Origin of the sequence: Geodermatophilus chilensis (assembly GCF_002802985.1) — a bacterium.
Taxonomy (GTDB): domain Bacteria; phylum Actinomycetota; class Actinomycetes; order Mycobacteriales; family Geodermatophilaceae; genus Geodermatophilus; species Geodermatophilus chilensis.
In genome coordinates this window covers 1-13339 of record NZ_NVPT01000007.1, presented here as the reverse complement: position 1 = coordinate 13339, position 13339 = coordinate 1, and the positions used below count along the sequence as shown (strand labels likewise).

Genomic DNA, 13339 nt, shown 5'->3' with positions numbered 1-13339 from the left:
CTCCTCCTCGAGGGGTGGGGGCTCAGGAGACGACGGATCTCAGAAGACGACGTGGTACAGGACGGCGAGCAGCAGCCCGGCGACGACGCCGAGCAGCACCATCGCCACGGCGGCCACGGCGAAGCCGGTCCAGGTGTCGGCGACCGCCCGTTCCAGCCGGGCCAGCTCGTAGCGGGCCGCCTCGGTGACCGCGCCGAGGGAGCGCAGGTCGCGCATCGTCGTCCGCGGGTCGGGGATCTGCGAGGTCTCGCCCAGCCAGCGGGTGCGCTGCTCCACCTGGCGGGCCAGCTGGGCCACGGTCGGGCGGCGCTCGGGGTTGAACCGCAGCGCCTTCTCCACGCTGTCGAGCAGGTTGGCCGGCACCCCGGTCAGGTCCAGCCGGCCGGCCCGCAGCGCCAGGTAGTAGTCGGAGTCCGGCATCGTGTCGTCGGGGTCGACCGGGTGCACCGCGCCGGCCGCGTAGGCGATCACCATGCCCCAGCTGTAGACGTCGCTGGCCTCGGTGAGCACCGCCCCGGCCAGCTGCTCGGGGCTGGCGAACAGCTTCGTGCCGAGCGCCGCCATCCCGGTGGTCGCGGTGCCCGACGGCGGCTCGGGGCCGATGTAGCGGCTGATGCCGAAGTCGACCAGCCACACGTCGTCCCCGGAGATGATGATGTTCCCCGGCTTGACGTCCCGGTGGACGACGCCCGCGGCGTGCACGTCGCGCAGCGCGCGCAGCAGCCCGATGGCGACGCGGCGCAGCTCCTCGGCGTTCAGCCCGCCGGAGCGGTGCGCCATGAACTCGTCCAGCGGCGTCCCGGAGACGTACTGCTGCACGTAGTAGGGCGCCTCGGCCTCGAGGTCCTGGTCGACGATGCTGGCGACCCGGGAGCTCTTCACCCGGGCGGCGTTCTCCACCTCCCGGGCCAGCCGCTTGCGGGCCAGCTCCGGCGCCCCCTCGGGCAGCCGCTTGATGACGACCAGCGCGCCGTCCGCCCCGGCCGACCCGACGAAGACGTCGGCGCCCTGGCCGCCGCGCGGCAGCCGGCACAGCAGGTCGTAGGGACCGATGCGGTCCGGGTCGCCGGGCTCCAGCAGGCCGATCCGGCGGGTGCCGGCCAGGTCGGCGACCGCTCCGGCGGGGTTCAGCGCCTCGTCCACGGTGCTGCGTCCCTCCCTGTCGGCGGCAGGTGGAGACCCGACCGTAGAGGACCTCCCTGTGCACCGGCTGGGAGTCGCGCGCGGCTGCGGAACACCGGGCCGGGGCCGGCGCGTTCGCCCCGGGAGGCCAGAGGGAGTCGACGGGGGAGAGGTGTCATGGGCGGCGCGCGTACCGGGGTGCGACCCGGGTCCCCGGTGCCCGGGCACCCCGGCCGCCACCGCCGTCCCCCGCGGCGGACCGGCCGGTGGGTGCTGCTGGCCGGTGCGGTGGCGCTGCTGGTGCTGGTGGCGGCGGTCGTCGTCCCCCGGCTGGGCGGTGGGCCCGCCTCCGGGCCGTCCGCGGCACCGGTGGACACCGGTGACCTCACCGCTCCGGCCAAGCGCGACGTGGCCATGCAGCTGATCGCCAGCGCGGAGAACCCCACGCTGGACTGGCGCGGCCAGTACGGCTACATCGAGTGGGACGTCGAGGGCGTCCCGGCGGAGAACCGCGGCTACACCGCCGGCCTGGTCGGCTTCTGCAGCGGCTGCGGCGACATGACCCGGGTGGTCGAGCGCTACGCCGAGCTGGCACCCGGCAACGACCTGCAGCAGTACCTGCCCGCGATCCAGCGGCAGGCCGAGCTCGGTATCGGCGACGTGACGCAGGAGGGCCTGGGCGAGCCCTTCGTCGACGACTGGCGGGCCGCTGCCGGGGACCGGCTGTTCCGCCAGGCGCAGGACGACGTCCTCGCGGCGCAGTACTTCGACCCGGCGGTGGCGCAGGGGCTCGAGGACGGCGTCTCGGCGCTCGGCCAGTTCGTCTACTACGACGCCCTGGTGATGCACGGCCCCGGCGAGCAGGCCGGCGCGTTCGGCGGGATCCGGGCGGACGCGCTGGAGGAGGCCGCCCCGCCGTCCCGGGGCGGCGACGAGACGGCGTGGCTGCACGCCTTCCTCGACGCCCGGGTGGCGGCCATGCGCACCGAGCAGGCGCACCAGGACACCAGCCGGGTCGACACCGCGCAGCGGTCCTTCCTCGAGGCCGGCAACCTGCACCTGGTCCCGCCGCTGCGCTGGTCGGTCTACGGCGACCCCTACGCGATCGGCTGACCGCCCGCGGCGAGCAGTCCCGACTCCCGGCGGACCAGCCGGCCGGCCTCCAGCGCCCCGGTGAGCGCGGCCTGCAACAGCGGGGCCAGGGACGGCGTCCGGCGGCGGTAGCCGAAGACCTCGGCGGTGCGCACCAGCAGGTCGTCCTCGGCCAGCTCGCCGGCGGCCCGGCACAGCGCCGCCATGGCGTTGCCGACCTCCTCCGGCGCGACGTGCTCCAGCGGCCGGTCGGCGCCGGCGGTCTGCCGGCGGAAGCCGGTCCAGCCGGCGCGGTCCAGCGACTCGGGCCAGGCGAACTCGCCGTCGACGACGCCGTCGGGCAGCAGCCGCAGCAGCGCGTCGCGGCGGGCCTCGCTGACCCGGGACAGCCCGAAGGCGCCCGCGGCGATCCGCACCAGCCGGTCGCGGTGCACCGGACCCTCGGCCTTCAGCCCGGCGGCCAGCACGCGCCGGACCGTGCGGGCGGCCCGCGGGTCGTCCAGCGAGTCCAGCGCCTTGCGCTCCAGGCCGCCCTTCGGGTTCCAGGGCGTGAACGCCGTCTCGCCGTCCAGCAGCGGGGCGGCGGCCCTGCGCGGCGTCCGCCGGGCCGGCCGGGACGCCGGTGCGGGCGTCGGCTCCGGCTCCACGACGGCGTTTTCCGCGGAAATGGCCACCGTCTCGACGGCGGTCCCCGCGGGGACGGCCGGGGCCTGCTCGGCGTTTTCCGCGGAAATGGCCACCACGGGCTCCACGACGGCGGGCGGCGCGGACCGCAGGGGCACGATCGCGCGCACCTCGGGCGCCGGCGGCTCGGCGGGCGCGGGCACCGGGGGTCCCGGGACGGCGGTTTCCGCGGAAAACGCCGGACTCTCGACGACGGGCGCCGGCGGAGTGGCCGCGGGCACCGCCTCGACGGCGGCGACCAGCCGGTCGAGCACGGCCTCGCGGTCGCGCAGCCAGGTCGGCAGCCAGACCCGCTCGACGGCGGGCCAGCCGAGCATCCCCGACAGCACCTCGACCGGCAGGCCGTCGCGGTCGCCGACGGTCCGCCGCCGGGCCCACGCTGGGCCGTCGAGCAGCACGGCCATTCCCGGCTCGTCCGGCGTCTCGGTGCGCGCGACCGAGAGGTCGACGCGGAACTCCGAGAGGCCGACGTCGGTGCGCACGCTCAGCCCCCGGTCGCGCAGCGCCGCCGCGATCTCCTCGCGGTGCCGGTCCGGGACGGCGACCGGCCGGGCGTCCCGCGGCAGCGCGTCGGTGCCGAGTGCGGCCAGGTCCAGGTAGGCGCGCAGGTGCTTCACGCCGACCGAGGAGGTCTGCTCGGCGCGCAGCTGCGCGGGGTCGAACGAGGAGAGGACGACGACCTGCCGGCGGGCGCGGGTGACCGCCACGTTGAGCCGCCGCTCGCCGCCGACCCGGTTGAGCGGGCCGAAGTTCAACGGCAGCACGCCGCGGTCGTCGACGCTGAAGCCGGTGGAGAAGAGGATGATGTCGCGCTCGTCGCCCTGCACGTTCTCCAGGTTCTTGACGAACAGCCCCTCGCCGTCGGTGCGGTCCAGCGCCTCGACCAGCCGCTCGTCGCCGGCGTCGCGCAGCAGGCCCTCGATGTAGGACCGCTGCTGGGCGTTGAAGGTGACCACGCCGATCGAGGGCAGCGCGGACGGACCTGCACCGAGAGGCACGGCGTCGAAGCGGCGGAGCACCTCGGCGACGACCGCCTTGGCCTCCATCGGGTTGGTGCGCAGCAGCCGGCCGGCGCCGGTGCGGTGGAAGGTGCCGTTGACCCGGACCAGCGAGATGCCGCGGCCGTCGACGTCCGCCGACGGCCGGCCGTGCGTCGGCGCCGGGAACGAGGAGAGCCGGTTGTCGTAGTAGTTGGCGTTGCTGAACGCGATGAGCGACTCGTCCTGGCTGCGGTAGTGCCAGGACAGCCACTGCCGCGGCACCCGCGCCTGCACGCACTCGGAGAGGATCGACTCCTCGTCCTCGACCGAGGTGCCCAGCAGCTCGACCGCGTCGTCCTCCGCGGCCCCGTAGGTCGGCTCGGCGAACGACGTCGGCGGCATCTGCCGGCTGTCGCCCACGACGACCGCCGCCTTCGCCCGGCCCAGCGCGCCGACCGCGTCGGCCACCCGGATCTGCGAGGCCTCGTCGAAGACCACGAGGTCGAACAGGCCGGCCTCGGCGGGGAAGAACCGCGCCACGGAGTCCGGGCTGACCAGCACGCACGGCATCACGGTGGTGACCAGCCGGCCGTGGCGGGCCAGCAGCGCGCGCACGCCCAGCCCGCGGCGGGCCTTGGCCAGCTCCCGCCGCAGCGCGCCGACCTCGCCGTCGCCGCCGGCGGCGTCGAACGGCCGGGCGGCGAGCACCGAGGCGGGCAGCGCCGAGCGCAGGTGCGCGCGCACCGCGCGCGAGGCGTCGGTGAACCGGCTGATCGCCCGCTCGTGCGCGTCGGCGTCGAAGTCGTCGAGGCCGGCGGCGTCGCGGCGCTCGGCGACCGAGGCCCGCGCCAGACCGCGCTCGAAGGCCCGGACGGCGTCCTCGGCGGGCAGCTCGCCGGTGACCAGCAGCGCCCGCGCCTCGTGCAGGCCGGCGACGCGTAGCGGCTCCAGGGTGTCGACGAGGTCGGCCCAGCGGCGCAGCGACATCAGCCCGGTGTGCTCGACGCCGCGCTCGGGCCGGGTCATCTGCCAGCGCAGCACCAGGCCGTCGTCCCCGGCCCACTCGGCCAGCCGCCGCGGGTTGCTGCGGCACACCCGCAGCAGCGCGGTGACCGCGTCGCGCAGCTGGGCGACGGCGGTGCCGGCGGCCGGGTCGGGCCCCTCGCCCTGCACGACCCAGCGGCGCAGCGCGACGGCGAACTCGCTGGCGCTGTCGGTGGCGGCGCCGGCCCGCTCCAGCCACTCGACCTGGCCGACGAGCAGCTCGGGCTCGGCCAGCGGGTTCCAGGTGGGCGGCACGACGAGGCCGGGGATCACCGAGGCGCGGGCCACGATGCCCTGCGCGGCGGTCTGCAGCCGCCACAGCTGGGCGACGAGCTCGGGGACGTCGCCGAGGCTGACCTTCACGTCCGGCCGCAGCACCGGCGCCAGCCGGTCGCGGACGGCGCGCAGCCCGGCCCGGCGGGCCATGAACCGGCCGGCCTGCGCGGTCTGCGCGGCGACGTAGAGGTCGGCCAGCGGCAGCTCCAGGGCGGCCGGCGTGGCCCGCTCCATCCCCGGGTGGACGGCGCCGGAGAACGCGGCGACCTCGCCGAGCACGGTCGTCGTCGCCACGTTCCAGCGCTCGGTCGGCACCTCGTCGAGGACGTCGAGCGTCGTCGCCGGGCCGCCGAGCAGGTGGGCCAGCGCGTCGAGGTCCGCCGGCGTGCGGACCTCGCGCAGCACCCGGGCCAGGTGCGGCTCGGGAGGCAGGTCACGGACGGCCCGGTCGACGGCGGCCGCAGTCTGCTGGGCGGCGAGCAGGTCGACCTGCGCGGTGTCCACGAACGCCCAGGCGTGCCGCGGCGAGGGTCGCACCAGGTCGGCGATGTCCGGGAAGAGCGCGAGCGCGTGACGCACCGCGGTGAGCGTCTCGGTCGACGCGGCGGCCACGAACGCGGGGGAGACCGGCAGGGTCGGGACGCCGTCCCGCCGGGCCAGGGTCGCCGTCCGTGCCGTGTAGTACGACAGCCCGGCGGCGTTCTCGGCGTGCAGCCGCTCGGCGTAGCGGGCCAGGGTGCGGCGGGCCGAGCGGAGGTCCTCGGCGTCGGCGGTCATGCCCTCGTCGTCGACGGCGACCGCGTGCTCCAGCGCGGCCTGCACCTGGGCGCGCACCACCGAGGCCTTGGCGCCCTTGTCGTGCAGGTCGAGCGCGAACGGGCCCATGCCGACGGCCTCGAGCCGCCGCGCGACGACGTCCAGGGCCGCGCGCTTCTCGGCGACGAACAGCACCCGCTTGCCGTCGGCGACCGCGCGGGTGAGCAGGTTGGTGATGGTCTGGGACTTGCCGGTGCCGGGCGGGCCCTCGAGCACGAAGGTGCGCCCGGCGCCGGCCTCGGCGACCGCGCGCAGCTGCGTGGCGTCGGCGGGCACCGGGCAGCGGGCGGCCAGCTCGTCGAGGTCGGTGGCGCCCGCGGTGTCCGCGACCGGGTCGACGAAGGCCTCCGTGGGCCGGTGCACGAGGTGGTGCACCAGCGGGTTGGCGGTGAGATCGGCCCAGTGCTCGTCGAGGTCCTTCCAGAGCCGGTACTTGGCGAACTGGAGGACGGCGAGGTCGGCGGTCGCCTCGACCCGGTGCGGCAGCCCGGCGTCGGCCAGCGCCTGGCGCATCGCCTGCAGCGCCCGGTCCAGGTCGATGCCCGCGCCGTCCTCGCTCGGCTCGGTGAGCCCGGGGACGGCGAGGCCGTGCACCTGCCGCAGCTTCTCCAGCAGGCAGTAGTTCGGAGTGCTCGACCCGGTGTCGTCGAGCGCGAGCCGGTAGACGCCGTTGCGGCTGGTCGGGGTGAGCGTGACCGGCACCAGCACCAGCGGGGAGCGCAGCGGCCGCCCGTCGAGCTCCCACACCAGGCTGCCCAGGGCCAGGTAGAGGTTGTTGGCGCCGGTCTCCTCGCGCACCGTCTTGGCCTTGTAGGCCAGGTGGCGCAGCCGCGGCAGGTACCCGCCCTCGCTGACCGCGGCGTGCACCGCGCGGCGCTCCACCAGCACCTCGGCCAGCTGGGCGTCGGGCAGGTCGCGCGCGGTGGCCAGGCCGCGCTCGCGGTGCACGGCGGCGATCCGGTCGTCGGGCAGCAGCTGCACGGCGGTGCCCTCGTGCAGCAGGTCCTCGAGCACGGCCAGGTGCGAGGTCGGCACGGTCAGCGGCAGGCCGGCCCGCTCGCTGTAGTTGATCAGCCGGTTGCGCAGCGAGAGGTCCAGCAGGCTGTTCTTCCACTGCTGCACGCGGGCCGGGATCTCCGGGCGGCCCGACTGTGCCGACGCGACCGGCGTCCGCTCGACCGGCCGGGCCGCGACGCTGTGCACCGTCGGGCGGTACTCGACGACCTGCACCGCGCCGTCCCGGCCGCGGGTGCGGGCCGGCAGCGGCACGATGCCGTCGCGCCGGGCCCGGTGGACGTCGGTGACGCCGAGGACCCGGTCGAGGTCGCCGGCGCCGGCCAGCCAGGCGCTGTAGGCGGGGGCGTGCAGGTCGGCGCCGGCCGAGCCGCGGCTGGTGAGCAGCGTGGTCTCGACCAGCCGGACGAGGCCGAGGTCGACGAGGTTGACCAGCGGCGCGACGTCGGTGGTGGCGACGCTCTCGGCGCTGCGCTCCTCGCGCCAGTAGCCGAGGAAGGCGTGGCCCTCGGCCACCCACAGCAACGGCCGGATGCCGGCCTGCTCCAGCGCGGCGGCCAGGGTGACGACGGTGTCCAGGCAGGTGCCGACCCGCCCGTCGAGGACGTCGCCGGGGGTGCGCACCTTCTGCCCGACGTCGGCCCAGCCGGCCGGGGGCTCGGTGTAGCGGATGGCGCGGCGCTGCATCGCCTCGGTGAGCGCGGCGACGATCTCGTCCACCCGCTCGGGGCCGGACTGGTAGCCCTGCACCGACCCGCTGCCGGTGCGCGCCTCGAGCAGGTCGGCGGCCTCCCCGATGAGCGTGGTGACGCTCGGGTGGTTGGGCAGCACGTGCGCGGCGAGCATCTCCAGCGCCAGCGGCACGGGAGCGGCCAGCCACTGGTTGGCGGCCAGCACCTGCACCGGGACGGCGGTGCCGCCGACGTCCTCGCCGTCCACCAGCAGGTCGATCTCGATCGAGCCGGGCCGCTGCTCCTCGATCTGCAGCATCGCGGCGGGGTCCATGACCAGGCCGACGTCGCTGAGCACGGTGGTCTGGCCGGCGTCGAGGTCGACGAGCAGCTCCACCGGGCTGCCGATCGGGCCCTCGGCGTCGCGCACGCCGAGCCGCACGGTGGCCCCGTGCACCGCGGCGCCGTGGTTGGTGAACGCGAGGCGGGAGACGACCGGGACGCGGTTGTGCGCCAGCGCGTAGCTGAGCACCGGCGTGGAGGTCGCCTGGATCGCGACGGCCGGCCGGGTGCTGGGGTCGGAGGGCCGGACGTCCGTGGTGCTCATGGCGTCCTGTCTACCGGTCCGGACGGACCGGTCCCCTCAGGCCGCCGAGGCGTCTGGGGCGGCTGTGACCGGTGGGGCGGGACTGACTCCGGATCCGGCCGCGGGCACCTGCGGAGGGTCACGACGCCGCGCCCGCACGCCGATGACGGCCGCTGGTAATCCGGGTCCAATCAGTACCGGATTGCTGGTGCGGGCCGTGTGGCTCGTCTCCCTCGACTCTGGAGGAACCACGTGTCTCAGCCCTCGTACGACACATCGGGCCAATTCCCTACCGCGCCGCTACCTCCGACTCCGGGCAAGAGGCCCTTCCACAAGCGTCCGGTTGTGTGGGCGGTGGCCGCTGCGCTGGTGGTCGGCGTGGGCATCGGCAACGCCGGGGGCGAGACCGAGGAGGCGTCGTCGAGTGCGGCGGCAGCCTCCTCCTCGTCCGCGCCGAGCCCGGCCGACGGCACTCCCATCCCTGCTCCTGTGACGGTGACGGTCACCGAGACGCCAGCCCCGGTCACGTCATCGGCTCCGCCTCCGGCCACGGCGACCGCCCCCGTCGTCGATTTCGCCATGCCGGATCTGGTGGGGCTCGATCTGCAGACCGCGCAGAACACCATCCAGGCCGACGGTGTCTTCTTGAGCCGCTCCCACGACCTCCTGGGGATGCGCAACCAGGTCCTCGACTCCAACTGGGTGGTCTGCACGCAGAACATCCCGGTCGGTCAGCAGGTGACCGGGGACGCCGAGGGGCTGATCGACCTCGGCGTCGTGCAGCGCGAGGAGTCGTGCCCCTGAGCCAGCTGCAGTGATGTGCGGCTGGAGCGCGTCTCCTGGTTGAGATGCGCCCCCAGCCGCACATCACCGGCCAGGCCGTGCCCGGGGATCGCAATCTGGAGGTGGTGTCCGTGGGCCGTCCGTGGTCGGCTGTCGGCGGCCGGTGCGAGGGCCCGGCGGACCTGCGTGTGACACCAGGAGCGACGAAGGCATGAGCCTCACGGCCACCCCCGCGGACAGCGACACCGGCCGCGACCGGGCCCTGCGCGAGATCGAGGACCGCGTCCTCTGGCTGGCCACCGCGATCGTCGACCACGCCAACCGGGTGCGGCCCAACCCGGGCGGCCTCAAGGTCGGCGGGCACCAGGCGTCCAGCGCCTCGATGGTGACGATCATGACCTCGCTGTGGCTGGAGCAGCTGCAGGCGGAGGACCGGGTGTCGGTCAAGCCGCACGCCTCGCCGGTGCTGCACGCGCTGGAGTACCTGCTCGGCCAGCTCGACGGGCAGTACCTGACGACGCTGCGCGAGTTCGGCGGCCTGCAGAGCTACCCCAGCCGGCTCAAGGACCCGGTCCCGGCCGACTACTCGACCGGCAGCGTCGGCATCGGCGCGACCGCGCCGATCTGGGGCGCGATCGCCCGCCGCTACGTCAACACCCAGCTCGGCGCCGGCGGCACCGGCCGGCAGTGGTCGCTGGTCGGGGACGCCGAACTCGACGAGGGGGCGGTCTGGGAGGCCGTGCTCGACCCGATGGTCGCCGAGCTCGGCGAGGTGGTCTGGGTCGTCGACCTCAACCGGCAGTCGCTGGACCGCGTCGTCCCGATGATGGGCGCCACCCGGCTGCAGGGCATGTTCGCCGCGGCCGGCTGGCAGGTGCTCACCGTCAAGTACGGCCGGCTGCTCGAGGAGCTGTTCGCCCGGCCCGGCGGCGCGGCGCTGCGCGACCGGATCGACGCGATGTCCAACCCCGAGTACCAGCGGCTGCTGCGCCACGACCCCGCCGAGATGCGCCGGCTGCTGCCGGGGGAGGAGCCGGGGGCGGCCGGGATCGCCGCGCTGATCGCCGACCTGCCCGACGCCGACCTGCGCGCCGCGGTGCGCAACCTGGGCGGGCACGACCTCGCCGCGCTCCGGGCCGCCTTCGCGCAGATCGACGACACCCGCCCGACCGTCGTCCTCGCCTACACGCTCAAGGGGTACGGGCTGGCCACCGAGGGCCACCCGCAGAACCACTCCGCGCTGCTCACCGAGGCCCAGCTGCACGAGCTCGCCGCCCGGGTGGGCGCCGACCCCGCCGACCCCTGGGCCGGCCTGCCCGCCGACGGCGAGGCGGCCCGCCTGCTGGCCGACGCGGCGCAGCGGCTGCGCCGCCGCACGTACGAGGCGCAGGCCGCCCCGCCGGTGCCCACGGACCTGGGCCGCACGCCGTCGGGGACGGCGACCACGCAGGCGGCGCTGGGCCGCACGCTGCTCGACCTCAACCGGGCCGCCCCCGAGGTGGGCCGGCGGGTGGTCACCGTCAGCCCCGACGTCAGCTCCTCGACCAACCTCGGCGGCTGGGTCAACAAGGTGGGCGTGTGGTCGCACGAGGACCGGCGCAACTGGTTCGCCGACGACGCCGAGACGATCCTGCACTGGCGCGAGCGCCCCTCCGGCCAGCACATCGAGCTGGGCATCGCCGAGACCAACCTGGTCGGTGCGATCGGCGAGCTCGGGGCGACCTGGAGCCGCTGGGGGCAGCCGCTGCTGCCCATCGGGGTGCTCTACGACCCGTTCGTCGAGCGGGCGCTGGAGCCCTGGTCGTTCGGCATCTACGCGGGCGGCCAGTCGATCCTGGTCGGGACGCCGTCCGGCGTGACGCTGGCCCCGGAGGGCGGCGCCCACCAGTCGATCACCACGCCGTCCCTCGGGCTGGAGCAGCCCGGCTGCGTGAGCTTCGAGCCGGCGTTCGCGCTGGACACCGAGTGGTGCCTGCTCGCCGCGCTCTCCCGGCTGGGCCGGCCCGGTGGCTCCTCGGCCTACCTGCGGCTGTCCACCCGCCCGGTGGACCAGGCCCTGGCCGCCGTCCCGGCCGACCCGGCCGCCCGCGAGCGGCGGCGCCGGCAGGTCGTCGCCGGGGCCTACCCGCTGCGCCGGTCCGCCCGGCCGGTGGTGACCCTCGTGGCCATGGGCGCCGTGGTGCCCGAGGCGCTCGCGGCCGCCGAGCGCCTGGACGCGCTCGGGCTGGGGGCCGACGTGGTGTGCGTGACCAGCCCCGGCCTGCTGTTCCGGGCGCTGCAGGGCCGCCGCGGCCTCGACGAGGCCCCCGGCTGGGTGCTCGACAGCGTCTTCCCGGCCGAGCGGGCGGCGCCGGTGGTGACCGTCCTCGACGGGCACCCCCACACGCTGGCGTTCCTGGCCGGCGTCCGCGGCGTGCCGGCCACCCACCTGGGCGTCACGGTCTTCGGGCAGAGCGGTGACCTCGAGAGCGTCCATCGGCACCACGGCCTCGACGCCGACTCGATCGTCGGTGCCGCCCTGGACCTGGTCGACTGAGAGGCTTGCGGCATGGGGAACGCGCAGCGCCGGGAGTCGGGACTGGTCGTCGAGGAGCGGGGGCACGTCCGCGTGCTGACCCTGGACCGGCCCGAGCGCCGCAACGCGCTGTCCAGCGCGCTGCAGGCCGACCTGGTCGAGGAGCTGCTGCGCTGCGGGGAGGACGGCGACGTCCGCGCGGTCGTCCTCGCCGCCAACGGGCCGGCCTTCTGCGCCGGCTTCGACCTCGACGAGATCCGCGAGCTCGACCGCCGCGGCGAGCGCTTCCGCCCGCCCATGGACCGGCCCACCCGTGCCCTGTTCGAGGTGGTGACCGAGGTGCCGGTACCGGTCGTCGCGGCGATCGCCGGGGCCGCGGTGGCGGGCGGGTTCGAGCTGGCGCTGGCCTGCGACCTGCGGGTCGTCGCGCCGGGCGTCCGCATGGGGCTGCCCGAGGCCAAGATCGGCATGGGCGCCAACTTCGGCTCCGTCGTCCTCCCCAAGCGCATCCCGATGGGCATCGCCCTGGAACTGCTCTACACCGGCGAGTACGTGACCAGCGAGGTCGCCGAGCGGTGGGGGCTGGTCAACCGCCTCGTCCCGGCGGACGACGTCCTGCCGACCGCGCTCGGGCTGGCCGACGCGATCGCCGCCAACGCCCCGCTGTCGGTGCGCCGGATGAAGGCGACCGCGGTCAAGGGCCTGGAGCTGCCGCTGTGGCAGGCGCTGCGGCTGGACGTCGGCCCGAACCCGTACCTGTCCGAGGACCACAAGGAGGGCATCGCCGCGCAGCGCGAGAAGCGCGCGCCCCGCTGGACCGGGCGGTGAGCACCGCCCTCCGCGTCCCCGGCGTGCGCAACCCGCTGGCGTACGCGGAGGGCCTGCTGCTCGACGAGCGGATCGTCCCCGGGTCGGTCACCGCGCGCACGCCCGGCTGGACGAGCCGCACGTCGCCGACCTGAACCGGTGGGCCCGCGACGTCGCGACGGCCGAGCGGCGCCGGGTGCCGTCCTTCGACCCGGAGTCCGGAGGGACCGGCGCCCGGGTGCTGGTGCTCCCGCAGGACCCCTCCGAGGTCGCCGCACACGGCTCCCGGCTGATCAGCCGGCACGACGACGACCTGACCGCGTTCCACACGCACCGCACCTCTACCGACGTCGGGCTGCCGTACGCCGCGACCGTGCACTGGAACGTCGTCCCGTGGTGGGTCGCGGACCCGGCCGTCCCCGCGGTGGAGCGGCTGGGGCTGACCGCGGCCGCGCACCGCGCCCGGCCGCACCTCGGCGCCCTGCTGGACCTGCTGCCGCAGGCACGGGTCGTGGTCCTGCTCGGCCGGCATGCCCAGCGCGCCTGGGACGCCGTCGGCCTGCGCCCCGGCGACCGGGAGGTGTTGCGGGCGCCGCACCCCTCGCCCCAGGCGATCCACCAGACCGACCGGTCGACCGGCCGCCGCAACGGCGACCTGCTGAGGGCGGTCCTGGCCGACGCGGCCGCGCGCGTGGGCGGCTGAGCGGTACGGGGTCCGCCTCGAGAGCTCCCCCGCTCCGTGGGCCGGGGGAGGGGAGTGGGGCGGCTGGGACGGGAGGCGCGGCCGGGACGGTCCGTGCCCGGATCGGTGCACGCCGGTCGCGCGTCCGCCGGGGTGCGGCCGGGGAGCGTGGCGAGTCTCTGCGGGACCCCTGACAGCCGCACCCACGGGAGCGACCATGACCTCCACCGACCCGGGCACCGGCTCCGTCGGTCCCCGGCCCGACCC

The 13339-nt window shown here is 75.9% G+C and carries 8 protein-coding genes; 6 read left to right on the top strand and 2 right to left on the bottom strand.

Annotation, left to right across the window (positions count from 1 at the left end):
- Positions 1-39: 39 nt before the first annotated feature.
- Positions 40-1143: a serine/threonine-protein kinase gene (locus tag CNO22_RS27370; protein ID WP_157936745.1), complete on the bottom strand. Its 1104-nt coding sequence runs from the start codon at positions 1141-1143 to the stop codon at positions 40-42.
- Between the two features lie 156 nt (positions 1144-1299).
- Between CNO22_RS27370 and CNO22_RS27365 the strand changes: the two genes are divergently transcribed.
- Positions 1300-2235, top strand: a complete 936-nt coding sequence (locus tag CNO22_RS27365; RefSeq protein ID WP_157936744.1) for a chitosanase — start codon at positions 1300-1302, stop codon at positions 2233-2235.
- Here CNO22_RS27365 and CNO22_RS02030 read toward each other — a convergent pair.
- On the bottom strand, positions 2220-8306 hold the full coding sequence (locus CNO22_RS02030; RefSeq protein WP_100497698.1) for a DUF4011 domain-containing protein: 6087 nt from the start codon (positions 8304-8306) through the stop codon (positions 2220-2222). The genes CNO22_RS27365 and CNO22_RS02030 overlap by 16 nt on opposite strands.
- A gap of 333 nt (positions 8307-8639) precedes the next feature.
- Between CNO22_RS02030 and CNO22_RS02025 the strand changes: the two genes are divergently transcribed.
- The 5 genes from CNO22_RS02025 (at position 8640) to CNO22_RS02010 (ending at position 13093) form a co-directional block, all read left to right on the top strand.
- Positions 8640-9089: a hypothetical protein gene (locus CNO22_RS02025; protein WP_100497697.1), complete on the top strand. Its 450-nt coding sequence runs from the start codon at positions 8640-8642 to the stop codon at positions 9087-9089.
- Between the two features lie 190 nt (positions 9090-9279).
- Complete coding sequence (locus CNO22_RS02020; protein WP_100497696.1) at positions 9280-11604, top strand: transketolase-like TK C-terminal-containing protein; 2325 nt, start codon at positions 9280-9282, stop codon at positions 11602-11604.
- 12 nt (positions 11605-11616) lie between these two features.
- Complete coding sequence (locus CNO22_RS02015) at positions 11617-12411, top strand: enoyl-CoA hydratase/isomerase family protein (RefSeq protein WP_100497695.1); 795 nt, start codon at positions 11617-11619, stop codon at positions 12409-12411.
- Positions 12408-12545, top strand: a complete 138-nt coding sequence (locus CNO22_RS27360; protein ID WP_157936743.1) for a hypothetical protein — start codon at positions 12408-12410, stop codon at positions 12543-12545. Before CNO22_RS02015 ends, CNO22_RS27360 begins: the two co-directional genes overlap by 4 nt.
- A gap of 41 nt (positions 12546-12586) precedes the next feature.
- Positions 12587-13093, top strand: a complete 507-nt coding sequence (locus tag CNO22_RS02010; protein WP_157936742.1) for a uracil-DNA glycosylase family protein — start codon at positions 12587-12589, stop codon at positions 13091-13093.
- Positions 13094-13339 lie beyond the last annotated feature (246 nt).

Bases quoted from the DNA above. Each gene is read 5' to 3' on its own strand.
- CNO22_RS27365 (WP_157936744.1), top strand. From the start codon at position 1,300: ATGGGCGGCGCGCGTACCGGGGTGCGACCCGGGTCCCCGGTGCCCGGG.
- CNO22_RS02030 (WP_100497698.1), bottom strand. From the start codon at position 8,306: ATGAGCACCACGGACGTCCGGCCCTCCGACCCCAGCACCCGGCCGGCC.
- CNO22_RS02020 (WP_100497696.1), top strand. From the start codon at position 9,280: ATGAGCCTCACGGCCACCCCCGCGGACAGCGACACCGGCCGCGACCGG.
- CNO22_RS02015 (WP_100497695.1), top strand. From the start codon at position 11,617: ATGGGGAACGCGCAGCGCCGGGAGTCGGGACTGGTCGTCGAGGAGCGG.